Raw genomic sequence first — 23,478 nt, forward strand, 5'->3', positions numbered from 1 at the left:
GATCGCCGGGGAACCGCTTTTCACCTCCGACCTCGTACGAACGTCCATGTACGTCCGCGACGCAAAAAACCGTGACGAGGCGTGGTTGCTGGACGCGATCGAGCAGCTCGGGCTCGACGACGTCGCCTTCCGGTCGCGGGACTACGTGATCGCGGTCGACGAGGAGTCGGGCGACCGGGCCGGTTTCGGTCGGCTCCGGCTCCACCGCGGCGACGAGGACGAAGAGAACCGGATCGAACTCACCGGCATCGGCGTCCTCCCCGAGTGGCGCGACCACGGGGTCGGGGCGCACGTCGTCGAGCGCCTCGTCGACACCGCGGCCGCGGACGGGTTCGAGACGGTGTACGTGCTCACGGACCAGCCGGAGTACCTGACGCAGTTCGGCTTCGAACGCGTCGACACCGGCGACCTGCCGCCCGCGCTCTCGGACCGGCTGACGGAGAAGCGGGAGTTCCTCGGCGGCGGGGTCGTCGGCCTCGAGCTCACCGTCGACGCGTTCGAGATGTCGGACCGGTTCCGGCGGGCGTTCAAGAACGCGGAGCCGACGGGCGACAAGGAGCCGGAGGAGTCGGCCGAGGACTTCGGGATCGACCCGGACTCGGCGACGTACAAGTACGACACCGGTCGCTGAGGCGACCGGAACGCGTACTCTCGGTCGCGGTGAGTCTGGGGAGAGACGAGCTGCGGTCGCGGTCGGGCGGGACTCGAAGAGACGACCACCCGGCTGGGGAATCGGCGTGGGAGCGACGGTCGCGTCTGCGATTTTGAGAGTCACGCCACCGACCACGACGCGACGGCGCGTCCGCTCACGAGACGAGAATCGGTATGAATGACGGACAGGCGGGGTAGCCCGGCGTTCCGCCACGGGGTATCCCGATTGCCTCCTCCACCCCGCGACCCGACGAGCGACTGGCGTCCGGCGATGGGCTGCTCGCTTCCGCGCCTGACCCGATATCGCCGACGAACCGCGACGGACCGCTCCTGCGAGCGGGCGACGCGGACCGCTGTCCCCGGCGGACGAGGCTTCCACGTTGGCTCTCGGGGCCCGTGCCGGTCTGACCGGACGTGCCCGCTGTTCGGTCCCCGCTGAAGACTGCCTCACGGGTAACGAGCGGGGCCTAACCGCCCGACCTAGTCCGTCTGGCGATACTCGGGTGCCGCATAAGGGCCTTTCGTTCGCCGGCCGACGGCGGCCCGGCGGGTGGGCGCGCGTCCGACGACCGGGCTACGTCAACAGCTCGCGGGCGTACACTCCGGCGGCGAGGGGCACGGGAACGGTGAGCGCGACGACGGCGGGCGCGTGCCACACCAGCCAGAGGTGGTCGCGGAACACCGCGCTCGGCTCCACCGCGAGCGCCCACGTCGCCGCGCTCGCGGTCGTCGCGAGCCCGAGGACGACCGCCACGCCCGCGAGCGTCCCCGGCTCGACGTTCCCGCGCTCGACGGACGCGATGACGACCGCGGCGAGCAGCGAGAACAGCGCGATCCCGCCCCAGCCGACGACCCCGGAGGCGTAGTAGGCCGCGAGCTGGTCCGCGTACTCGGCCCCCGAAATGAGCGCGTACGGCGCGACGAGCGCGACCACGGTGACGACGGCGGCGGCGATCCCGACCCGGCGCGAGACGGCGCGGAGGTCCATACCCGACCTCGGGACGGAACCGCGGTAAAAGGACCGGATCGCCCGCGGGGGACGAGCCCGCGACCCGCCGCGTTGGCGTGGTCCGTTCCCGTAGGGTTTTGCCCCGTCGGTCCCCACCACCGGGTATGTCTCTCGATGTCGACCCGCCGGAGCCCCCCGAACTCGCCGCCGTCGACCCGAACGAGTACGAGGACGCCGAGGTGGCGGGCGGCGAGTACCGCCGCGACGAGCTCGAGGCGTTCCTCCGCGAGGGCGCGTGGGAGGAGGCGTTCGACCAATGGGCCGCGGGCAGCGACATGGACGCGCCGGACTGGGAGATCGCGCTCGACCTCGAGTTAGTCTCCCGCTTCGACTTCTTCTGGGACGACTTCGCCGACCGCGTCGGCTACCACGCGCCGGGGCTGCCCGAGGACTGGAAGGAGCGCGACCTCCACCCCGACCTCGACTCGTGGGGGACCGTCTCCGCGATCAACGCGGGGCTCACGGAGCTCGGGCAGATCGTCTGCGAGACGCTCAAGGAGGAGTACATCGACTGGGAGGCTGACTTCGACGCCCCCGACGACCTCCCCGACTTCGAGACGTAGCGGGCGCTCCGAATTCGGGGCGTCCCCTCAGTGCCCCCAGCGGTTCCCGTCCGGGTCGTAGCGCGCGTCCATGATCCGGTCCCACTGCTCGTCGGAGAGGTCTACCTCGGTCGCCGCGACGTTCTCGTCGAGCTGGTCCACCGTCCGCGCGCCGACGATGGGGACGCAGGTAAACTCGTCCCACCCGCTGAGCCACGCGAGCGCGACCTGCGCGGGCGTCGCGCCGAGTTCGTCGGCGACGTCGCGGACCGCGTCGAGCACCTTCCAGCCGCGCTCGGAGAGGTAGAAGCGCTCGAAGCGGTCGTCGAAGCTCGCGCGGGAGCCGTCCGGCGCGATCACCTGCTCGGGATCGTCCGGGTCCGCGCGCTCGTACTTCCCGGTGAGGAACCCGCCCGCGAGCGGGGAGTACGGGCAGACCGCGAGCTTCTGGTCGATACAGACGTCGAGGTACTCCTTCACGTCCTCGTAGTAGCCCGCGTGGTGGAGCGGCTGGACCACGTCGAAGCCCGCGTAGCCGTTGACGTCGGCGGTCCACTGCGCCTTCGTCAGCCGCCACGCCGCCATCGTCGACGCGCCGAGGTGGTGGACCTTCCCCTCGGCGACCAGCTCGTCGAGCGCGCGCATCGTCTCCTCGATGGGAGTGTCCTCGTCCCACCGGTGGATGTAGTACACGTCGAGGTAGTCCGTGCCGAGCCGGTCGAGGGTCCCCTCGATCTGCGCGCGGATGTGCTTCCGGCCGAGCCCGGAGTCGTTGGGGCCGGGCTCGCCGCGCCCGTCGAACGGGAAGTACACCTTCGAGGCGATCACGTAGTCCTCGCGGTCGCGGTCCGCGAGCCACTCGCCGATGTACGTCTCGCTCTTGCCGTTCGGTGTCCCGTACACGTTGGCCGTGTCGATGAAGTTGATGCCGCGATCCGCGGCCGCGTCGAGGAGTTCGTGCGCCTCCTCGCGACCGGTCTCTACGACGCCGTTCGTCTCCCGTCCGAACCGCCACGTCCCGAGGCAGAGCTCCGAGACGCTGAGGCCGGTGTCCCCGAGTCGTCGGTAGTCCATACTCCGCCCTGTCGGGAGAGTGCGTAAAGCGTGACGGCACCGGCGGACGCGACCGCGGTGTGAGGAGGGACTCACGGTGTGACGAGGCCGCGACGCGGAGGGGCCCCGCCGCAGTCGCGCCTATCCGAAGTTCTCGACCTTCGCCGCGTCCGGGTCGCCGCCCGCAGCGTCGACCGCTGCCTCGGCGTCGGCGACGAGGTCGGCGAAGCCGTAGACGAACACCGTCTCGCCGTCCGCGCCCGTGAGGACATCGGCGACGGCGTCGGCCAGGTCGTCGTCCGACCCGAGGAGCCGGATCGCGGCCCCCCGGTCGCGCAGGGCGTCGATCCGGTCGGCGTGGGCCACGTCGTCGTCGCGATAGACGACGGCGGCCTCGGCGTCCTCGTCTAGCGCGCGCTCGCCGATGGCGACCGCGGGGCCGACCCCGGGACCGCCGGCGATCACGACCGCACGGGCCTCGCCGTCGTAGTGCTGGTCGCCGAAGGGACCGGCCAGTGTCATCTCGGTGCCCGCCTCCGCGTCGGAGAGGAACGCGGAGAACTCGCCGCCCTCGTCGGGGTCGATGCCCACCGTGACCTCGAAGCTGTCACCGACGCGGGGCGACGAGAGGGTGTAGAAGCGCGCGACTGACTCGCTGTCGATCTCGGTGCCGAGCTTCACGAACTGCCCGGGTTCGGCGGCGAATCCCTCGGGGGCGCGGAATCGGAGGGCGTACGTGTCGGGGCCGACCGGCTCGACCGACTCGACCGTCGCTGTCGTGTCCATACCACGGATCAGCGAGGGAGACACAAACGTGTTCCCGTCGGCGTCGGTCCTGCCCGTGTCGAAACCCGCTCGCCCGGGCGACCGCGACTCAACGCACCCGCCCTCGCAGACGCGCCGAGGCGCCCGGCCGCCGACCGGAAGATTTCGACGGCCGTCGAAAACCGGTCCGACGCGAGGGGTCGATCGTGAGGAATGTGGTGTATGAGTGTTCAATTATACCCGAATAAAATCCGATTATAGAGACTAGATGCCGCAATATTCGCGAGGACCGGTACGTTCGTCCAAAAACACCTCGGTGGCTCCTTCCAGAAGCCTTTTGATGAGTCCGCCGGAACCTTGTCCATAGCACATGGCTGCGGATTTCAACTGGGCTGTCGGCGGAGAGGCCGGCGACGGCATCGACTCGACGGGGAAGATCTTCGCACAGGCGCTTTCCCGCGCGGGTCGGCACGTGTTCACGTCGAAGGACTTCGCATCGCGGATCCGAGGCGGCTACACCGCCTACAAGGTGCGGACCTCCGTCGACAAGGTACAGAGCGTCGTCGACCGACTCGACGTGCTGATCGCGTTGACCCCCCGAACGATCGAGGAGAACCTCGACGAGCTCCACGAGGGGTCCGTCATCATCTACGACGGCGAACGGACGACGATGCAGGACGTCGAGATCCCCGAAGGGATGATCGGCCTCGACGTCCCGCTCAAGAGCCTGGCCGAGGACGCCGGCGGCGCGATCATGCGGAACGTCGTCGCGCTCGGCGCGGCCTGCGAGGTGGCGGAGTTCCCCATCGAGAACCTGGACTCGGCCCTCGAGAAGCGGTTCAAGGACAAAGGCCAGAAGTTGGTCGACAACAACAAGGAGGCGGCGCGGGCAGGGCAGTCGTACGTCGCCGACGAGTACGACCACGAGTTCGACTACTCTCTTGAGACCACCGACGAGGACTACGTCCTCCTCAACGGCGACGAGGCGATCGGGATGGGCGCCATCGCGGCCGGCTGCCGCTTCTACGCCGGCTACCCGATCACGCCCGCGACCGACGTGATGACGTACCTCACGGGCCGCATCGACCGGTACGGCGGTCACGTGGTCCAGGCTGAAGACGAGCTCTCCGCGATCAATATGGCGCTGGGCGCGGCCCGGGGCGGCGCCCGCGCCATGACGGCCACCTCCGGACCGGGGATCGATCTGATGACCGAGACGTTCGGGCTCATCGCCACCTCGGAGACCCCGCTCGTCATCTGTAACGTGATGCGCTCGGGCCCCTCGACGGGGATGCCGACGAAACAGGAGCAGGGCGACCTGAACCAGATGCTGTACGGCGGCCACGGCGAGGTGCCGCGGTTCGTCCTCGCCCCCACGACCATCGACGAGTGCTTCTGGAAGACGGTCGAGGCGTTCAACCTCGCCGAGAAGTACCAGGTCCCCGTCTATCTCACCGCCGACCTGTCGATGGCGGTCACGGAGCAGACGTTCTCCCCGGACACCTTCGACATGGACGCGGTGGACGTCGAGCGCGGCAACGTCGTCGACGAGACGACGATCGACGACCACATGAGCGAGTCTGGTGGCTTCCAGCCGCACGAGATCACCGACGACGGCGTCTCGCCGCGGGCGTTCCCCGGCACCGCCGACGGCGCGCACATGTCCACCGGCCTCGAACACGACGAGCAGGGCCGCCGGACGGAGGACACCGAGATGCGCGTCGCGCAGGTCGACAAGCGCAACCGGAAGGTGGAGACGGCCCGCGAGCGCGAGGACTGGAGCCCGCGCGAGTTCGGCGACGCGGACGCCGACTCCCTCGTGATCACGTGGGGGTCGAACGAGGGCGCGCTCGCCGAGGCGGTCGACATCCTCGACGACGAGGGACAGGACGTGCGGGTCCTCTCGGTCCCGTACATCTTCCCGCGGCCGGACCTCTCGGAGGACGTCGCGGCCGCCGAGACGACCGTCGTCGTCGAGTGTAATGAGCAGGGACAGTTCGCGGACCTCGTCGAGCACGACGTGCTCGAACGGGTCGACCGCGTGAACAAGTACAACGGCGTGCGGTTCAAGGCCGACGAACTCGCAGCGGAGATCAAGTCGACCCTCGCGGAGGGGGTGGAGGCGTAACCAATGAGCTCAGACATTCGATTCACTGACTTCAAGTCCGACAAGCAGCCGACGTGGTGCCCGGGATGCGGCGACTTCGGCACGATGAACGGGATGATGAAAGCCCTCGCCGAGACGGGCAACGATCCCGACAACACCTTCGTCGTCGCCGGCATCGGCTGTTCCGGGAAGATCGGCACGTACATGCACAGCTACGCGCTCCACGGCGTTCACGGGCGCGCGCTCCCCGTCGGTACCGGCGTCAAGATGGCCCGGCCCGACATCGAAGTGATGGTCGCCGGCGGCGACGGCGACGGCTACTCCATCGGCGCAGGCCACTTCGTCCACGCCGTCCGGCGCAACGTCGACATGACGTACGTCGTGATGGACAACCGCATCTACGGGCTGACGAAGGGCCAGGCGTCGCCGACCTCCCGCGAGGACTTCGAGACGTCGACGAGCCCCGACGGACCCAAGCAGCCGCCGGTGAACCCGCACGCGCTGGCACTCGCCTCCGGCGCGACGTTCATCGCGCAGTCGTTCTCCTCCGACGCGCTCCGCCACCAAGAGATCATCCAGGAGGCCATCGAGCACGACGGGTTCGGCTTCGTCAACGTCTACTCGCCGTGCGTCACATTCAACGACGTCGACACGTACGACTACTTCCGCGACTCGCTGGTCGACCTGAAGGAGAGCGACCACGACCCGACCTCGCGCGAGGACGCGAAGGACGTCATCCTCGACAACGAGAAGGAGCACCAGGGGGTCTTCTACAAGGACGAGTCGTCGGTGCCGTACCACGAGCAGCACGGCGTCGACGAGGACATGTCGGTCCTCCCGGACGGCGCCCCCGAGGGCGCGACGGACCTCGTCCGCGAATTCTACTGAGCCGCGTCGCGCGACCGATCGAGCGGAATCGGAGCGCCCCGAGCCCGGGGGCGAACGGCGGCCTGGGTCGCCGCTCGCTGGGCCGCTAATTCCGACCTCTCTCGACGGCCAAAACCGAGGGAAAGAGGGCGTTCGCGCGGAGTTTTCGACGGGTTTCAGCAAGCCTAATTAGGTGGGTCCGTAAGCGTCGTGTATGGTAGATCGCTACGACGTCGCCATCGCCGGCGCGGGTCCGGCGGGCGCGCAGTGCGCCCGCGATCTGGCGACGCGCGACTACGACGTCGTCGTCCTTGAGACGGAGTCCGAAGACGAGTTCCCCCGACAGAGCAACAAGTCGACCGCGGGCACGTTCCCGTCGATGATGTCCTCGTTCGGGATCCCCGACGACGTCGTGATGTCGTACACCGACGACGTCGTGCTGGAGTCGCCCAATGAGTACTACGAGAGCTACCAGCCGGGGGCGGTGTTGGAGTTCGCCGACTTCAAGCGGTTCCTCGTCGCCGACGGCCGCGAGAACGGCGCGGAGTACCGCTTCGACGCACGGGTGTCGCGGCCGATCGTAGACGACGACGGGGTCATCGAGGGGGTCCGGTACGACGGCGACGAGGAGGTGTACGCCGACGTGGTGATCGACGCCACCGGCCCCGCGGCGCCGCTCGCGAGCGCGCTCGACGTCGTCGACCTCGAACGCGAGAACCAGGCGATCGGGATCGAGTACGAGATGTCTGGCGTGGAGATGAACCACCCCGACTACGCCGACCTCCGCCGGGCGATGATGCTCCGGCTGGACCACAACATCGCCCCCGGCGGCTACTCGTGGATCTTCGCGACCGGCGAGGACACCGCCAAGGTCGGCATCTGTTACATCCAGAACGACCGCCACCGCGAGTTCGCCGAGGCGGGCAAGACGGTCGACGGCTACCTCGACGACTGGATCGACCGCGACCCGCGGTTCGCCGAGGCGGAACAGATCGACGAGACGGTCCACCGCGGCTCCGCGCACATCCAGCGGCCCGGGCAGATGCACACGGACAGCTTCATCGCCATCGGCGACACCGTGCCGACGATCGATCCGCTGTGGGGCGAGGGGATCCACAAGGGGATGAAGTCCGCCCGGGCCGCCGCGGCGACCGTCGACCGCTGTCTCACCGACTCGGAGCGGCGCACCGACGCGGAGAGCCTCGCGGTGTACGAGACGCTCTGGCACCGCGACGTCGCGCCGCGCGCGACGTCGCGGTTGGCGCTCACCGAGCTGCTGTACCTCGCGCCCAACGAGCGGTACGACCGACTAATGCGCGACCTCCAGGAGACCGACGACGACATCCTCGCGAAGGCGAACCGCGGCGAGAAGGCGGGGATGGCGCGGCTGCTTCACCTCGACGACGTACCGCTGCTCGCGAAGTACGCGCGCGAGCGGATCGACGTCTGAGGCGATCGGAGCCGGCGGTCGACGCCGGCCGAACGGTTTTTGACGGCGCGTGCCGGAGCGTTGTTCATGCTCGATTATGTCGGATTAGAGGCCGACCTCGACGAGGAGGCGCGGCTGATCCGCGACACGGCCCGCCGATTCGTCGACGAACAGGTCCGGCCGGACATCGGCGACCACTTTCAGGCGGGGACGTTCCCGATGGACCTGATACCGGAGATGGGGGAGCTCGGCTTCTACGGGTCGAACCTCGACGGGTACGGCCTGCCCGATGTCTCCGAGACCGCCTACGGGCTGTTGATGCAAGAGCTAGAGGCGTGCGACTCCGGTCTCCGGTCGATGGCCAGCGTCCAGGGCGCGCTCGTGATGTACCCAATCCACGCGTACGGGAGCGACGAGCAGAAGGAGCGCTGGCTGCCTGACCTCGGGACCGGGGAGGCGGTGGGCTGCTTCGGGCTGACGGAGCCCGACCACGGCTCGGACCCGTCGGCGATGGAGACGCGGGCGGAACGCGACGGCGACGAATACGTGCTCGATGGCTCGAAGACATGGATCACGAACGCGCCCATCGCGGACGTGGCGGTCGTCTGGGCGCGCGACACCTCCGCCGAGGGACGGCCGGTCCGCGGGTTCCTCGTCGAGACCGACCGCGACGGCGTCACCACCAACGAGATCGACGACAAGCTCTCGCTGCGGGCGTCGATAACCGGCGAGATCAGCCTCCAGAACGTCCGCGTCCCGGCGGAGAACGTCCTCCCCGGGGTGAGCGGTATGAAGGGGCCGCTGTCGTGTCTCACGCAGGCGCGCTACGGGATCGCGTGGGGCGCGGTCGGCGCGGCCCGCGACTGCTTCGAGCAGGCCCGCGAGTACGCGCTCGACCGCGACCAGTTCGGCGGCCCGATCGCGCGGTTCCAGCTCCAACAGGAGAAGCTCGCGGAGATGGCGACGGAGATCACGACCAGCCAGTTACTCGCCCACCGGCTCGCCGAGCTGAAAGAGCGCGGCGACCTCACGCCTCAGCACGTCTCGATGGCGAAGCGAAACAACGTCCGGATGGCGCGCAACCAGTCCCGCGTCGCCCGCGAGATGCTCGGCGGCAACGGGATCACGACCGACTACTCCCCGATGCGCCACATGGCGAACTTCGAGACCGTCTACACCTACGAGGGCACCCACGACATCCACACGCTGGTGCTCGGCGAGGACCTAACTGGGATCGCGGCGTTCGAGTAAAGAAGTCGCCGCCGCGAGCGGTACCGAGCGCGTCGCCGCTTATCGCTCGTCGACGGGGACGAACTCGGCGTCTTCGGGGCCGGTGTACCGGGCGCGCGGACGGATGAGGCGGTTGTCCTCCTGGTACTCGGCGACGTGGGCGATCCAGCCGCCGGCGCGGCTCATCGCGAAGATGGGCGTGTACATGTCGACCGGGATCCCGAGCGAGTCGTAGACGGAGCCGGAGTAGAAGTCGACGTTCGGCGCGATCCCCTTCTCGACGAGCCCTTGATCGGTGAGGTACTCCTCGATGGCGGTGGTGTAGTCCAGCCACTTGGTGTCGCCCGACGAGTCGGCGAGGTCGCGGAGCTTCTCTTCGAGGATGTTCGCGCGGGGGTCTTTCACCTTGTAGACGCGGTGGCCGAAGCCGGGGATGCGCCGCCCCTCGTCGCGGGCGTCTTTCACCCACTGAACGGGGTCCTTCGAGGAGGCGTCCACCTCGTGGAGCACCTCCATCACGTCCTGGTTGGCCCCGCCGTGGAGGGGGCCGGAGAGCGCGCCGATCCCCCCGGTGACGCCCGAGTAGACGTCGGCCATCGTCGAGCCGATCACCATGGCGGTGAACGTGGAGGCGTTGAGCCCGTGGTCGGCGTGGAGGGTGAGCGCCATGTCGAACGTCTCCTCGCTCACCGCGTCCGGCTCGGTTCCCGTGAGCATGTAGAGGAAGTTCCCAGCGTGGGATAGCCCGGGGGCGGGCGCGACCGGCTCCTCCCCCTGTCGGACGCGCTCGAACGCGGCGAGGACCGTCGGGATCTTCGCCGTGATCCGTCGGCCCTGGCGGAGCGTGGCCTCGCCGTCGTCGGCCTCGTCCGCCTCGTCGTCGTACGCCGACAGCATCGACGTCGCGGTCCGGAGCGCGGCCATCGGGCGCTCGCCGGCGTCCGCGAGCGCGCGGACGGTCTCGACGACGTCGTCGTCCACCTCGCGCTCCGCCGCGAGGTCGGCGGCGAACGCGTCGAGCTCCGCGGCGGTGGGGAGCGAGCCGTGCCACAGGAGGTACAGGACCTCCTCGTAGCTCGCGCCGCGCGCGAGGTCCTCGATGTCGTACCCGCGGTAGACGAGCTTCCCGACCTCGCCGTCGACGTAGCTCAGATCCGACTCCGCGACGAGGACGCCCTCGAGCCCGCGTTTTAACTCATCTGTCATACCACGTCGTTCCGACCACCATCAAAAAAGCGTTATCTTTCAGGAGGGATACGGTACGACGATCGTGGTACGTCACCGCGTCGAACGACGACGTGACAGCGTTCGGATACGTCTGGCCTCGGGAGGCGGCGACGCCGGACGCCGGTTCAGCGGGCCGGGACGACCGTCACCGTCCGGTTTCGGTCGATCGCGTCCTCCAGCTCCTCGGCGATGGCGGAGCCCCGGGAGACCTGGACCTCGCCGCCGCGACCGACGGTGGCGGTGAAGAGGTACTCGCCGTCGGCGCGCACCTCGACCGTCTCGCCGACCCCGTCGTCGACGTCGATGACGACGTGCCGCGAGGTGATCTCCGGGGCGACCACCGTGCCGCGCTCGGCGCCGACCTGCCCGTCGCCGCTGCCGTTCCCGGCGGCGCCGCCGGCGGGGCCGCCTCCCGAACCGCCGGGCTTCTCGTCGTGCGTGCGGACGTCGATGTCGATCCCGAGGCGGTTCTCGATGTCGGCGATGCGACCGCCGCCCTTCCCGATCACCGTGCCGATGTCCCCCTCGGTGACGTAGACGACCGCCTCGTCGTCGCCGTTCAGCTCCACGTCGACGTGGCCGTGCGCGACCGAGCGGATCTCGCGTTCGATCTCCTTTTTCGCGATACGGCCGACGCCGGAGTCGCGGTCCGCCTCGCCGCCCTCCTCGTCCAGCGGGACGGTGACAACCTGCCGGTTGAACGTGTATATCTCGTACTCCGGCCGACCGGTCTCGAAGTTCGACACTTGGATGACCGGGCGGGCGAGGTCCTCGGCGGTGAGTCCGGCGGGGACCTTCACCTCGGTGGTCACGTCGTAGACGGTGTGGACCTCGCCGGCCTCGATGTAGACGACGGTGTCGACGATCTGCGGGATCATCCCGAGCTCGACGCGGCCGACAAGCCGCTGGAGCGCGTCGATGGCGCGGGAGGCGTGGACGACGCCGACCATCCCGACGCCGGCCATCCGCATGTCGGAGAACACCTCGAAGTCGTTCGTCTTCCGGACCTCGTCGTAGATCGTGTAGTCGGGCCGAACGAGGAGCAGCGAGTCGGCGGTGTTCTCCATCTCGCCGCCGAGCGCGCCGTACTGCGTGATCTCCGGGCCGACCTGGAGGTCGCGCGGCTTCTCCATCGTCTTCACCGCGTAGTCGCTGTCGTTCAGGAACTCCGCGACCGCCTGCGCGAACGTCGACTTTCCGGCCCCGGGCGACCCGGAGATGAGCACGCCGCGCTTCCGCTCCGCGAACCGGTCGCGCAGTTCGTCGGCGAACTCGTAGTCGTCGAGGTCCGTCTTCGCGATGGGGCGGACGGCGGTGATCTCGATGCCGTCGGCGAACGGGGGACGCGCCACCGCGATCCGGTAGTTGCGGAACTGGACGATGTCCATCCCGTCGTTGGAGAGCTCGATGAACCCCTCGTTCGACTGGCGCGCCAGGTCGACGATCGAGTTGGCCCACTCGCGCAGCTGCGCCTCGCCGGTGGGCTCGTCAGCGATCTCGACGTAGCGCATCTCGCCGAGCGCGCCGCGCTTCGCCTTCGGGACGGTCCCCGTCTTGAGGTGGACCGACATCGTCTCCTCGGTGAAGAAATCCTGTATCGGCAGCTCGTCGACGACGCCGCGGGCGACTGGCTCGACGTACTCGACGTCCAGTCCCTTCGCGCGGGCCACCTCGGCCTGGACCACGTCGCTGGACAGCAGCGTCGCGTCGTGGTCGGCGGCCAGGTCGCGGATCAGCGCGTCCACGTCGCCCTCGTGGGCGTTCGAGCGGGCGTCGCCGCTGGCGCGCTCGCCGACGTACCGAAGTTCGATCGCCCCGTCGTCGGCGTGGTCCGCGAGCCGCTTGAGTTCGCTGAGCCCGTCCCAGCCGGATTCGAGCCCGTCGTTCGCCTGCGACTCCAGTTCGCCGACGACCGCCTCGGGGACGAACACGGTGACCGACTCGTAGGTCCCGTCCGCGACGCGTTCGGACACGCGGCCGTCGACGACCGCGCTCGTGTCCGGTACTACGTTCATACCCGAATTGGGGACGGGAACCGTATAAGCGTGTTCGACCGGGGGCCGTGCGCGCACGACCTCGGCGGCCGACGCCGCTCAGTCGTCCGCGGCGGTCGGCTCCGCCCCGTCGGCGAGCCGCGCGGCGTAGGCGGTGAAGTTCTCGAACAGCTTCTTCGCCTCACAAGCGGCGTCGTACGCGGCGGGCGTGATCGAGTTGAGGACCGCGTCCACGCGGGCGTCGCCGATCTGGTCCCGCTTGCCGTCGGTCACCTCGCGGGCGGTGTCGATGTCGTACTCGGGGTGGAACTGGACGCCCCAGCAGTGGCCGTCGCGGAAGGCGTGGACGCCGCGGTCATTCTCCGCGAGCAGCGTCGCGGACGGCGGCAGTTCGACGACCGCGTCGCCGTGGGTCGTGAAGGCGGTGAACGACTCGTCGACCCCCTCGAACAGCGGGTCGTCGCGCGGCCGGCGGATCTCGTTGTAGCCGATCTCGAACCCGTCCATCCCGGCGACGCGGCCGCCGAGCGCCTCCGCGAGCACCTGGTGGCCATAACAGACGCCGAGGACCGGCACCCCGGCCTCGGCGGCCTCCGCGACGTAGTCGACGAGCGGCGGGATCCACGCCTCGTCCCAGTACACCGACGAGCGCGACCCCGTCACCACGACGCCGTCGAACCCGGTGTGGTCGGGGAGGTCCCCCCCGACGGCGTCGAACTCGACGAGGTCGGCGTCGAGCTCTCTGCGGAAGTTCCGACGGGTGTTCGCGCCGTCGTGGGCGGCGTTCAACAGGGCGAACCGGAGACGAGTCATCGACTGTATAGTTCGGCGAGAGTCACAAAACGGTTGCGGCGCCGGTCGCGGCGGCCGAGGACGCTGACACGGGCGTCGCGGGCCCCGGACGCCGCGCCTACTCGAACGCAGCGCTCGCGTGTTCCGCGAGCCACCCGGCGAGCAGGTCGTTGACCGCGACCGACGCCTCGATCCCGGCGAGATGGCGGGCCCCCTCGACGCCGTGGAACTCGCCACGCGGGAGCCCTTCCGCGAGCGTCTCGCCGGCCGTGACGGGGCAGACGGTGTCGTCCGTACCGTGGACGACGAGCGCCGGCGTGGTGACCTCGAAGAGAGCGCCGGTGAGGTCGAACGACTCGACCGCGGCGCGGTGCGCCGCGTACGCCTCGCGGTCGGCGTCCTCCGCGAGGCGCCACTCCGCGATCCGCGAGAGCGCGTCCGGGTGCGCCTCCCTGAAATCGACCGAGAGGAGCCCGTTCAGCGACCCCTCGACCGCGGCCGGATCAGCGGGGTCGGCCCAGACGCCGGCGGGGTTGTAGGCGTCCCCCGCGGGCGGCGTCCCTACCAAGGCGAGACTCGCCGGCCGCGAGGAATTCGCCGCGGCCGTCAGCGCGACCATCCCGCCGAGCCCGTAGCCGACGAGGTGGGCGTTCCGGATCCCCTCGGCGGCGCACACCGCGTCGACGTCGGCGGCGAGGTCCGCGACCCCGTATGGGCCGGGCGGGGCGTCGGATCGGCCGACGCCGCGCGTCTCCGGCGTGATCACCGTGTGCGGGCCGGCGAGCGCGGCGTGCTGCCAGCCGAACTGCCAGGCGCCGAGCCCGACGTCGCCGCAGAACACGACCGCCTCGTCGCCCTCGCCGGCGTCGGGGGCGTCCACCTCGTATCGGATCTCGGTTCCGGCGTTGGTCGCGTGCGGCATGGTGGCTGACGGGGAGCGTTCAGGCCTCCTGGAGGCTGCGCAGGACGTCCGGCGCCGCGTCAAGCGCGTCGTCCAAGGCGTCTGTGTCCGGGCCGCCGCCCTGCGCGAAGTCGGGCGGCCCGCCGCCGCCGCCGCCGACCCGGCCGGCGAGCTCCGAGACGACCTGCCCGGCGTTCACGTCGACGCCGTCGGGGACGCCGACGACGAAGCTCGCGGAGCCGTCCGCGCCGCTGCCGATCACGGCGAGCTTCCCATCGTCAACCTGGGCGTTCGCGGTCGCGCGCAGCTCGTCGGCGTCGCCGTCGAGCCGCTGGATCACTGCGGTCGCCCCGGCGACCTCGACCTCCTCGGCGTCGCCGCCGCCGGAGGCGCGCGCGGCCGCGAGCTTCTCTTTGAGCGACTCGATCTCCTTGCCGCGCGCCTTCCACTCCTCGAAGAAGCGCTCCGCGGTGTCGGGGACGTCGAGCGGGTCGACGTCCAAGACGTCGGCCGCGTCGTACAGCGCGTCCTCGGTGCGCTGGGTCGCCTCGACCGCCGCGGCCCCGGCCGCGAAGACGATACGCTCGACGCCGTCTTGGACCGGCTCCGTCTTCAGCAGCTTCACCGCCCCGATCTCGCCGGTCCGGTCGACGTGGGTCCCCGCGCAGGCTTGGACGTCGGCGTCGCCAACGTGGATCAGCCGGACGTTCGTTCCCGGCGGCACGCCGCCCTGATAGAGGTCAAAGCCGTGTTCGGCCTCCGCCTCGTTGCGGTCGGGCCACTCCTGCCGGACCGGCACGTCGTCGCGGACGAGGTCGTTCGCCACGCGCTCGATCGCCTTCACGTCCTCGCGCGTGATCCGCTCGAAGTGGCGCACGTCGAGCCGCGAGGAGTCGATCCCCTTCTGGGCGCCCGCCTGGCGGACGTGGTCGCCGAGCACCTCCCGGGCGGCGTGCCCGATGAGGTGCGTCGCGGTGTGGTGCGCGCGCAGTCGGTCGCGACGGTCGCCATCCACCTGTCCGCGGACGAACTCGCCTTTGCCCGGGTCCGCGTCCGTCCGGTGGAGCACGACCCCGTCGACCTCCTGGACATCGTCGACGTCGACGGTGGTCTCGCCGACCGTGAGCTGCCCCCGGTCGGCCGGCTGACCGCCGCCCTCGGGGTAGAACATCGTCTGGTCCAAGACGACGTCGTACCCCTCCTCGGCCTCCAACACGTCGAGGACGACCGCCTCGAACTCCGTTCGCCCCTGGTCGTCGTAGAACAGCTTCTCCGTCTCGGGGAGGTCGGCGAGTCGCTCGTCCCGCTCGTCGGTCCCGGTCGCGCCGTCGCCCTCCTCGTGGCGGTCGGCGACGAGCGCGTAGAAGTCGTCGGGGACGTCGACGGTCGCGCCGCGCTCGTCAGCGATGTCGGCGACCATGTCGGGCTGGATCCCGTGGGAGTCGTACAGTTCGAGCAGCTCCCCCGTCGGGATCGGTTCGCCGGTGCCGGCGTACTCGTCGGCGAGCTGTTCGACCTTCCGCGCGCCGCGCTCCAGCGTCTGCTCGTACTTCCGCTCCTCGCTGCGGACGATCTCGCGGATCGTGTCCCGGTTCTCGTAGCCGAGCCGCTCGGCCTGTATGTCCACCAGCTCGTCGAGGGGGGCATCGACCCCCACCTCGTCGACGAGGCGCTTCATCCGGCGGAGCACCATCCGCGCGAGGTAGCCCGTGCCGACATTCGACGGGACGATCTCGTCGCCGAACATGTACGCGAGCGTCCGGGAGTGGTCGGCGATGGCGTAGATCGCTTCGAGCGGTTCGACCAGCTCGCGCAGCCGGTCGACGTCGACGTCGAGCCGGTCGGCGATCTCGCCGCGGGCGGCCTCCACGTCGTCGACGTCGTCGATGTCGAGCCGGCCGGAGAGCTTAGCGGCGCGGTGGACGATCTCGCGTTCGGCCTCCGTGTGTTCGACGCCGGCGTTCTCCTTCAGGAAGTCGATCGCGTCGGGATAGACCGCCTCGTATACGGTCGCGGTCCCTTGGCTCATCCACGTCCACCGCTCTAACCCGTACCCGGTGTCGACGATGTACGTGTCCATGAACGAGTACGAGTTCCCGTCTTTCATCTCGTAGTCGCCGTCGGGGTCCCGCTCCATACACATGAAGACGAGCGTCGCCAGCTCGGCGCCCTTGTAGATGACCTCGATGGCGGGGCCGGCGTTACCGCCGCCGACCCAGGGGTCCTCGATGTAGGTGATCTCCTCCAAGTCGGCGCCGAGGCTCTCGAACAGCTCGTCGCAGTACCGGACCGTCTCGTCTTTCCAGTACACCTCGCCGTGGTAGGCGTACTCGTCCTCGTCGACCGCCTCGCGCGTGTTGAACGCGTGGTGGGCCATCATCTCGAACGCCATCGTGTGCCGACCCGTCTTGCCGACGTTGTCGATGTCCTGCATCCGGATACAGGGCTGTGAGATGGTCAGCGGGTTCGCCGGCGGCGGCGTCTGCCCCGAGGTGACGAGCGGTTGGAAGTCGTAGATCGACGCCTGCGTCAGGAGGACGTCGTCCCGCCACCGGTTCGCGGCGACCGGGTACGGGTCGATCCGCTCGTGCTCGTTGGCCTCGAAGAAAGAGAGGAACGCCTCGCGCATCTCCGACAGCGAGTGTTCCTCCGGAAAGCCCGGGTCGTCGATGAAGCTGTAGTCTTCGCAGGGCGGCTCGCCGCACAGTTCGCGGTCGGCGTCGCGGGTCCAGAAGTGCGCGCCACAGGAGGGACACTCCTTGCGCTCGAACCCCTCCTCCTCGAAGTAGTCGAGCCGGTACTCCGCTTCGAGATCGCTCATTACACGAACGTGGCCCGTGTTGCTCCAAAAGGGTTCCGGGGTCGTTCGTCGCCACCGCCGCGACCGCGAGCGAGGCGCCCGTGACCGCGGGCGAGACGGCCGCGACTCAAGGGAACGACCCAGATGAAAGCCAACGGAGACCCTTACGAAACCCGACGGATCGGCCGCTCGCGGTGACCGGTAAGAAGACTTATGTTCTCGCCGTAAGGTATCATCTACCAACGTGACTTCTGCGTTAGGCGAGCGCGGGTCGGTCCTCGTGCTCGCCGCCGGCTCCGAGCTCGCGGACAGCGTCGAGCGGTCCCTCGGCCCCGAGAGTCGCGACTCCGCGAACGCCGAGGTCGAGACGCACGCCGCCTCGCCCGGCGGCGTCGACGAGCGGCGCCTCGCCGAGACCGACGTGACGGTCGTCGTCGACGAGGCCGGCCTCGAGCAGGTTCGGTCGGTCGAGCGCACCGGGTCCGTGGTGGCGTTCGTCGACGACCCGGCCGGGCGGGTCGCGACCGACCCGCTCGTGGACGCGGTGGCGGGCACGCCGGACGCGCTCTCCGAGACGGTCTCGTGGCTGATCGCCCGCGACGAGCGGTCCGTCGTCCGGTCGGAGCCGACCCGGACCCCGTCGAGGGTGGAACAGCTCAACGCCGGCATGGCGGAGCTCGCCGCCGTCAGGTCGGTGGACGAGGCGTACCGGGCCGCCATCGTGGTCGCCGAGCAGGTGTTTCCCGAGTACCAGAGCGTCGTCGCGGTCCGCGACGGGGAGTGGGTCGAACCGGTGGTCGCCTCCAGCGGGACGCCCGTCGACGACTGTAATCGGGTCCGCGTCGGCACCGACGTGGCGGGCACGGCCGTCCAGACCGGGAAGGTCTCCATCGCGCCGAGCCAGAACGCCGAGAGCCGGTTCGACACGCTCCTCACCGTGCCGGTGGGTGACGACGTCGTCTTCCAGCTCGCGACCGCCGACGGCAACGAGGAGTTCGACGACGCCGACCGTCGGCTGGCGGAGCTGCTCGCCTCGCACCTCGAGGAGACGCTCGACCGACTGGCCGTCACCGAGACGCTCCGAGCCGAGCGCGACCGCCTGCTCGCGCTGTTCACGAACGTCCCGGACCCCGCGATCGCCTACGACTACGTCGACGGCGAGCCCGTCGTCCGGCAGGTGAACGACGCCTTCGAGTCGACGTTCGGCTACGAGGCGGAGACGGTGCTCGGTGAGTCAATCGACGACTACATCGTCCCGGCCGACGCCGGGCCGGAAGCCGAAGATCTCAACGAGCAGCTTCAGCGCGGCGAGAACGTCCGCCGGGAGGTGACGCGGGTCACGGCCGACGGCCCGCGCCACTTTATCCTCCACGTCATCCCGATCCACCTCGACGCGTCGAACGCGGCCGGCTACGCCATCTACACCGACGTCACCGACCGCCGAGAGCGCGAGGAGACGCTGCGGCGACAGAACGAGCGGCTCGACGAGTTCGCCTCGATCGTCTCGCACGACCTCCGCAACCCGCTGTCTGTCGCGGAGGGGTACGTCGACCTCGCCCGCGAGACCGGCGACGTCGACCACCTCGACCGGGTCGCGGACGCGCTCGACCGGATGGACGAGCTCGTCGGCGACCTCCTCTCGCTGGCGCGGGAGGGACGGTCGGTCGGCGAGACGGAGGCCGTCTCGCTGGCGGACGCGGCCCGCGAGGCGTGGAGCGGCGTCGACACCGGCAACGCGACCCTGACCGTCGAGGACGACGAGACGCTGGAGGCAAACCGAACACGGCTGCGCGAGCTGTTTGAGAACGTCTTTCGGAATAGCGCCGAACACGGGCGCGACGCCCCCGACGACCCGCTCTCGGTCCGGGTGGGGTCGATGGCGGCCGACGAGCGCGGGGAGCCCACTGGGTTCTACGTCGAGGACGACGGGACCGGGCTCCCCGACGACGCCGACCGCGTGTTCGAGAGCGGGTTCACGACCGACGAGTCGGGGACCGGGCTCGGGCTGGCGATCAGCGAGCAGATCGCCGAGGCGCACGGCTGGACCGCCCACGCGCTCACCGGCGAGCGGGGCGGGGCCCGCTTCGAGTTCCGCACCGCCTGACCGGCGGCCGACTGCGCGCCGGTCCGAAACGACCTTACGCCGCGCGCGAGGGGATCCGATATGGTCGAGAACGTCGTCTACCCCGCCTACTTCGACGCCGAGCTGTCGCGCTCGGAGGGACGCCGCGTCCCGACGGATCTGGCGGTCGAAGCGCCCACCGTCGACGAGATCGCGAAGGCCGTCCAGCAGGTTGGCTACGACGCCGTCGTCGAGCGCGACGCCACCTACTCGCGGGAGTTCGAGGCCCGCGGCTCCGTCGTCGTCAAGGGAACCGAAGACACCGCGAAGAACGACCTGGTACAGGCGATCGCCGCGTACCTCGGCGTCCTCCGGGAGTAACCGTGCGGCGCGTCGGCACCGTCGTCCGCACCGCGGGCGGACTCGCGATCGCCCGCGGCGACCCGGACGCCGATCCGCCGCGGATCGGCGCGAGCGTCGTCGACGAGTCGCTCTCGACGGTTGGCCGCGTCGTCGACGTGTTCGGCCCGGTTCAGCGGCCCTACGTGGCGGTCACGCCCGGCGACGGCGTCGGGCTCGCCGCCCTCGTCGGCGGCAAGCTGTACGCCCGGTAGCTACGCGTCGCCGGGCTCGGGGTCGGCCCCCTCCGCCGGCCCGTCCGCCGCTTCTTTATCGACGGCCACGTCGAAGTCGGCGAGCGTCTTGTCCGTGCGAGCGAGGCGCTCGGCGACGAGCAGTTTCTCTCGCCGTTCCAGCCGCTCCCAGTCGAAGTCCGACGGCGGCGACGCCTCGAGCGACTCGAACCGCTCGATCACCGCCTCGTTGGCGAACCGCTCGAACGACCCGCAGTTCGGGCACGTCATCGAGAGGTGCGAGGTGTCGAACGACCGGGTGACGGCGTGATTGAGACAGTTCAGACACCGGTAGCTGCGCGTACGAGACACATCGAAGATAACGGTCCGAACGAATGAGTATCTGTGGCTACCGGGCTGGACGTTGGGAATCGAAACGCCGGCCGAGAGTCGGCCGCGGCGGTCAGAACAGCGCGGACGCCGCCGCCTCGGCCGTCTCGATGACGGGGCCGAAGCCGGGGAGGAGCAGCACCGTCGCGACCGCCGCGAAGACGACCGCGGCGTACAGCGCCGTCGGCCGCACGTCGACGGCGTCGAGCGCGGTCGACGACGCGGGGTCGTCTAAGAACAGCGCCTTCACGACCCGGCTGTAGTAGTACAGCGAGACGACGCTGTTTATCGCGCCGAGCCCGGCGAGCCAGACGAAGCCGTTGTCGATGGCCGCCTGGAACAGGAAGTACTTCGAGAAGAAGCCGGCGAACGGCGGCAGCCCCGCCAGCGAGAACATGAACACGGCCATCGCCACGGAGGCGACCGGCGCGCGCCGCCAGAGGCCCGCGTAGTCGGCGAAGGTGCGACCGACGCCCCACCGCTCCGCCATCGCGACGAAGAGGAACGCGCCGGTGTTCATGAACCCGTAGACGAGCAGGTGCGCCATCGCGGCGCCCATGACGGTGCCGTTAGCCGGCCCGTCGACCGTGAGCGCGGCGACGCCGATGAGCGCGTACCCGGCGTGGCCGATCGAGGAGTAGGCCAACATCCGCTTGACCTCCTCCTGGACGGCGGCCGCGAAGTTCCCGAGCGTCATCGTGACGGCCGCGAGGATCGCGAACGCGAGCATCCAGTCGACGTTCGCCGACACGGCCATCTCCAGCGGGAACGCCTCGGTGAACACGCGGAACGCGACGACGAACCCGGCGGCCTTCGAGGCCGACGAGAGGAACGCGCTGACCGGCGCGGGCGCGCCTTCGTACGCCTCCGGCGCCCAGAAGTGGAACGGGACGGAGGCCGTCTTGAAGGCGACGCCGCCAATCATCATCACGATGCCGACGCCGAGGACGCCCGTGAGCCCCTCGATGGACGCCGAGGCGATGTCGGCGAGGATGAGCGATCCCGTGGCCGCGTACACGAGCGAGATGCCAAACAGGAAGATGGCCGACGAGAGCGCGCCGACGAGGAAGTACTTCAGCCCCGCCTCCACGCTCCCGCGGTTCTGCTTGAGGTACGCGACGAGCACGTACGACGGCAGCGACACCATCTCCAGGGCAACGAACACGACCGCAAGCGAGTTCGCGACCGCGAGCAGCGCCATGCCGGTCGCGGCGAACGTCACGAGCGAGTAGAACGCGGCCGGGTTGACGCCGTCGTCGAAGTAGTCGTGGCCGGCGACCAGCACCAGCGCGGTCACCGACGCGAAGATGGCTGTGAAGAACAGCCCCAGCGTGTCGACCTTCACCGCGTCCGAGAACAGCGAGACCGCGCCGCCGTCCGGGCTGACGCCGCCGCTCGCGGTGAGCCAGACGGTGGCCGCGAGCGCGGCGAGCGACCCGACCGCGCCGACGATCGCCATCGACGTGTTCGAGCGCGCGTCGGGGCGGAGCGTGTCGACCAGCAGCAGCGCGAGGCCGGTGGCGGCGAGGAGGAGCGCCGGCAGCAGCGCCGTCACGCCGGGGAAACCGTTAACCATCGATCGTCACCCCCTCGACCACGGGCAGGGCAGCGTCACGGATCATCTCGAAGAAGATGTCGGGTGCGACGCCGAGCACGATGATCGCCACCAGAAGCACCGCGAGCGGGGCGACGTCGTGGAACGCCGCGGGGCCGACCTCGTAGTCGGTCTCCAGTTCGAACGGACCGAACAGCGTGCTCTGCATCGCCGACAGCAGGTAGCCGGCGACGATGACGATGCCGAACATCGCGAGCGCCGTGAACACCGGCGCGTATGGGAGCGCCGGCGCGGACAGCGAGCCCACGAAGATGAAGAACTCGCCGGCGAAGCCGGCCATCAGCGGGAGCCCCATGTAACCGAACGCGCCGGCGACGAGGATCCCCACGGTGACCGGCATCCGGTCTGCCATGCCGGCCATGTCACCGACCATCCGGGTGTGGGTGGTGTTGTAGATGACGCCGACCGCCATGAACATCAGCCCTGAGATGAGCCCGTGCGCGACCATCTGGAACGTCGCGCCGCCGACCCCGTATTCGGTGAAGACGATGAGCCCGAGGATGACGTACCCCATCGACGAGACGGAGGAGTACGCGACGATCCGCTTGAGGTCCTTCTGTGCGAGCGCGAGCATCGCGCCGTAGATGACGCTGATGACGGCGATCGCCGCGATCGGGACCGCGAGCATCGACGCCTGGTCCGGCAGCATCGTGAAGTTGAACCGCAGCAGCGCGTACGTCCCCATCTTCAGGAGGACGCCCGCCAGGAGCACCGACGCCGGGGTCGGCGCCTGAACGTGGGCGTCCGGCAGCCACGTGTGGAACGGCACGATCGGGACCTTCACCGCGAACCCGAGGAACATCGCGAGGAACGCGAACAGGGCGACCGTGTCCGGCGGGATGCCGAACCACTCACCCAGGCCACCCGCGGCGATCGCCTGCGCGATCTCGGGTAAGGCGAACGACGACACCGAGTCGCCGAGCGCGAACACGAGGCTCATGAACCCGATGAACATCAGCAGCGACGCCGCGTTCGTGTAGACGAAGAACTTGATCGCGGCGTACTTGCGGCGCGGGCCGCCCCAGATCCCGATGAGGAAGTACATCGGGACCAGCACGGCCTCCCAGAAGACGAACCACAGGAAGAAGTCGAGCGCGGCGAAGACGCCGAGCAGGTTCGCCTCCATGAACAGCATGAGCCCGTAGAACTGGCTCTGCCGCGAGTCAACGGGCGTCCACGCGCTGACGATCGCCAGCGGGACGAGGAACGTCGTAAGCACGAACAGCGGGAGGCTGATCCCGTCGAGCCCGACGAACCACGAGACGCTGCGACCGCCGACCTCGAGCCACTCAATCTGGGTTGCGTACGCGACCTCGCCGCCGAGCAGCGCGTTGCCGCCGGCCTCAAAGCCAGACCACAGGTAGAGGCTCCCGGCGAACGGGATCAGGCTGATCGCGAACGCCAGCCGCCCCGCCCACTCGTCGGGGGCGAGGAACACGGTCAGCGCGCCGACGAAGGCGGCCGCCATGAGC

At 69.6% G+C, this 23,478-nt stretch carries 20 protein-coding genes and 1 other RNA gene; 9 read left to right on the forward strand and 12 right to left on the reverse strand.

Features of this window, described 5'->3' with window-relative positions:
- Window positions 1-46: 46 nt before the first annotated feature.
- Window positions 47-631: a GNAT family N-acetyltransferase gene (locus ABNG04_RS12530; protein ID WP_371162750.1), complete on the forward strand. Its 585-nt coding sequence runs from the start codon at window positions 47-49 to the stop codon at window positions 629-631.
- Between the two features lie 199 nt (window positions 632-830).
- On the opposite strand, the gene ffs is transcribed toward ABNG04_RS12530, so the two are convergent.
- Together ffs and ABNG04_RS12540 are read right to left on the reverse strand one after the other, a co-directional pair.
- Window positions 831-1,142, reverse strand: an RNA gene (gene ffs / locus ABNG04_RS12535) — signal recognition particle sRNA.
- An 83-nt stretch (window positions 1,143-1,225) separates the two neighbouring features.
- A complete protein-coding gene (locus ABNG04_RS12540) occupies window positions 1,226-1,639 on the reverse strand; it encodes a DUF7548 family protein (RefSeq protein WP_371162751.1) in 414 nt (137 codons plus the stop codon).
- Between the two features lie 125 nt (window positions 1,640-1,764).
- Between ABNG04_RS12540 and ABNG04_RS12545 the strand changes: the two genes are divergently transcribed.
- Window positions 1,765-2,223 carry a DUF7992 family protein gene (locus tag ABNG04_RS12545; protein ID WP_371162752.1) on the forward strand — a complete coding sequence of 153 codons (459 nt, stop codon included), beginning with the start codon at window positions 1,765-1,767 and terminating at the stop codon, window positions 2,221-2,223.
- A gap of 27 nt (window positions 2,224-2,250) precedes the next feature.
- Here the strand turns inward: ABNG04_RS12545 and ABNG04_RS12550 are convergent, their stop codons facing one another.
- Window positions 2,251-3,276 carry an aldo/keto reductase gene (locus ABNG04_RS12550; protein ID WP_371162753.1) on the reverse strand — a complete coding sequence of 342 codons (1,026 nt, stop codon included), beginning with the start codon at window positions 3,274-3,276 and terminating at the stop codon, window positions 2,251-2,253.
- Window positions 3,277-3,396: 120 nt separating this feature from the next.
- Window positions 3,397-4,041 (reverse strand): FAD-dependent oxidoreductase, encoded by a 645-nt coding sequence (locus ABNG04_RS12555; RefSeq protein ID WP_371162754.1) that lies wholly within the window; start codon window positions 4,039-4,041, stop codon window positions 3,397-3,399.
- Between the two features lie 349 nt (window positions 4,042-4,390).
- On the opposite strand from ABNG04_RS12555, the gene ABNG04_RS12560 reads away from it, so the two are divergent.
- From ABNG04_RS12560 to ABNG04_RS12575, 4 genes are all read left to right on the forward strand, one after another.
- A complete protein-coding gene (locus tag ABNG04_RS12560) occupies window positions 4,391-6,148 on the forward strand; it encodes a 2-oxoacid:acceptor oxidoreductase subunit alpha (RefSeq protein WP_371162755.1) in 1,758 nt (585 codons plus the stop codon).
- A gap of 3 nt (window positions 6,149-6,151) precedes the next feature.
- Window positions 6,152-7,015, forward strand: coding sequence for a 2-oxoacid:ferredoxin oxidoreductase subunit beta (locus ABNG04_RS12565; protein WP_371162756.1), 864 nt, complete (start codon window positions 6,152-6,154; stop codon window positions 7,013-7,015).
- Between the two features lie 193 nt (window positions 7,016-7,208).
- On the forward strand, window positions 7,209-8,444 hold the full coding sequence (locus tag ABNG04_RS12570; RefSeq protein ID WP_371162757.1) for a digeranylgeranylglycerophospholipid reductase: 1,236 nt from the start codon (window positions 7,209-7,211) through the stop codon (window positions 8,442-8,444).
- Between the two features lie 66 nt (window positions 8,445-8,510).
- Window positions 8,511-9,674 (forward strand): acyl-CoA dehydrogenase family protein, encoded by a 1,164-nt coding sequence (locus ABNG04_RS12575; RefSeq protein ID WP_371162758.1) that lies wholly within the window; start codon window positions 8,511-8,513, stop codon window positions 9,672-9,674.
- 39 nt (window positions 9,675-9,713) lie between these two features.
- Here ABNG04_RS12575 and citZ read toward each other — a convergent pair whose 3' ends face one another.
- From citZ to alaS, 5 genes are all read right to left on the reverse strand, one after another.
- On the reverse strand, window positions 9,714-10,859 hold the full coding sequence (gene citZ, locus ABNG04_RS12580; protein ID WP_371162759.1) for a citrate synthase: 1,146 nt from the start codon (window positions 10,857-10,859) through the stop codon (window positions 9,714-9,716).
- Window positions 10,860-11,005: 146 nt separating this feature from the next.
- Window positions 11,006-12,895, reverse strand: coding sequence for a PINc/VapC family ATPase (locus ABNG04_RS12585; RefSeq protein WP_371162760.1), 1,890 nt, complete (start codon window positions 12,893-12,895; stop codon window positions 11,006-11,008).
- 78 nt (window positions 12,896-12,973) lie between these two features.
- A complete protein-coding gene (locus ABNG04_RS12590) occupies window positions 12,974-13,687 on the reverse strand; it encodes a type 1 glutamine amidotransferase (RefSeq protein WP_371162761.1) in 714 nt (237 codons plus the stop codon).
- Window positions 13,688-13,784: 97 nt separating this feature from the next.
- Window positions 13,785-14,588 carry an alpha/beta fold hydrolase gene (locus tag ABNG04_RS12595; RefSeq protein ID WP_371162762.1) on the reverse strand — a complete coding sequence of 268 codons (804 nt, stop codon included), beginning with the start codon at window positions 14,586-14,588 and terminating at the stop codon, window positions 13,785-13,787.
- A 19-nt stretch (window positions 14,589-14,607) separates the two neighbouring features.
- Window positions 14,608-17,388 (reverse strand): alanine--tRNA ligase, encoded by a 2,781-nt coding sequence (gene alaS / locus ABNG04_RS12600; RefSeq protein WP_371162763.1) that lies wholly within the window; start codon window positions 17,386-17,388, stop codon window positions 14,608-14,610.
- Window positions 17,389-17,611: 223 nt separating this feature from the next.
- Between alaS and ABNG04_RS12605 the strand changes: the two genes are divergently transcribed.
- The 3 genes from ABNG04_RS12605 to ABNG04_RS12615 are packed head-to-tail and all read left to right on the forward strand — an operon-like array spanning window position 17,612 to window position 20,043.
- A complete protein-coding gene (locus ABNG04_RS12605) occupies window positions 17,612-19,471 on the forward strand; it encodes a PAS domain-containing sensor histidine kinase (protein ID WP_371162764.1) in 1,860 nt (619 codons plus the stop codon).
- A gap of 60 nt (window positions 19,472-19,531) precedes the next feature.
- Window positions 19,532-19,810 (forward strand): signal recognition particle subunit SRP19, encoded by a 279-nt coding sequence (srp19, locus tag ABNG04_RS12610; RefSeq protein WP_297887630.1) that lies wholly within the window; start codon window positions 19,532-19,534, stop codon window positions 19,808-19,810.
- A 2-nt stretch (window positions 19,811-19,812) separates the two neighbouring features.
- The gene (locus ABNG04_RS12615) at window positions 19,813-20,043 is read left to right on the forward strand and encodes an H/ACA ribonucleoprotein complex subunit GAR1 (protein ID WP_371162765.1); all 231 of its coding nucleotides are present in this window, start codon (window positions 19,813-19,815) and stop codon (window positions 20,041-20,043) included.
- Here ABNG04_RS12615 and ABNG04_RS12620 read toward each other — a convergent pair whose 3' ends face one another.
- The 3 genes from ABNG04_RS12620 to ABNG04_RS12630 all read right to left on the reverse strand — a co-directional run bounded on the left by ABNG04_RS12620 (window position 20,044) and on the right by ABNG04_RS12630 (window position 23,474).
- Entirely contained in the window at window positions 20,044-20,373 is a 330-nt protein-coding gene (locus ABNG04_RS12620; protein WP_371162766.1) for a hypothetical protein, read from the reverse strand. It lies immediately after the preceding gene.
- Between the two features lie 91 nt (window positions 20,374-20,464).
- Window positions 20,465-21,967, reverse strand: a complete 1,503-nt coding sequence (locus tag ABNG04_RS12625) for an NADH-quinone oxidoreductase subunit N (RefSeq protein ID WP_371162767.1) — start codon at window positions 21,965-21,967, stop codon at window positions 20,465-20,467.
- A complete protein-coding gene (locus tag ABNG04_RS12630) occupies window positions 21,960-23,474 on the reverse strand; it encodes a complex I subunit 4 family protein (protein ID WP_371162908.1) in 1,515 nt (504 codons plus the stop codon). The genes ABNG04_RS12625 and ABNG04_RS12630 overlap by 8 nt, the downstream gene beginning before the upstream one ends.
- Window positions 23,475-23,478: the final 4 nt, after the last annotated feature.

Origin of the sequence: Halorubrum miltondacostae (assembly GCF_041379815.1) — an archaeon.
In the GTDB taxonomy this organism is placed as follows: Archaea; Halobacteriota; Halobacteria; order Halobacteriales; family Haloferacaceae; genus Halorubrum; species Halorubrum miltondacostae.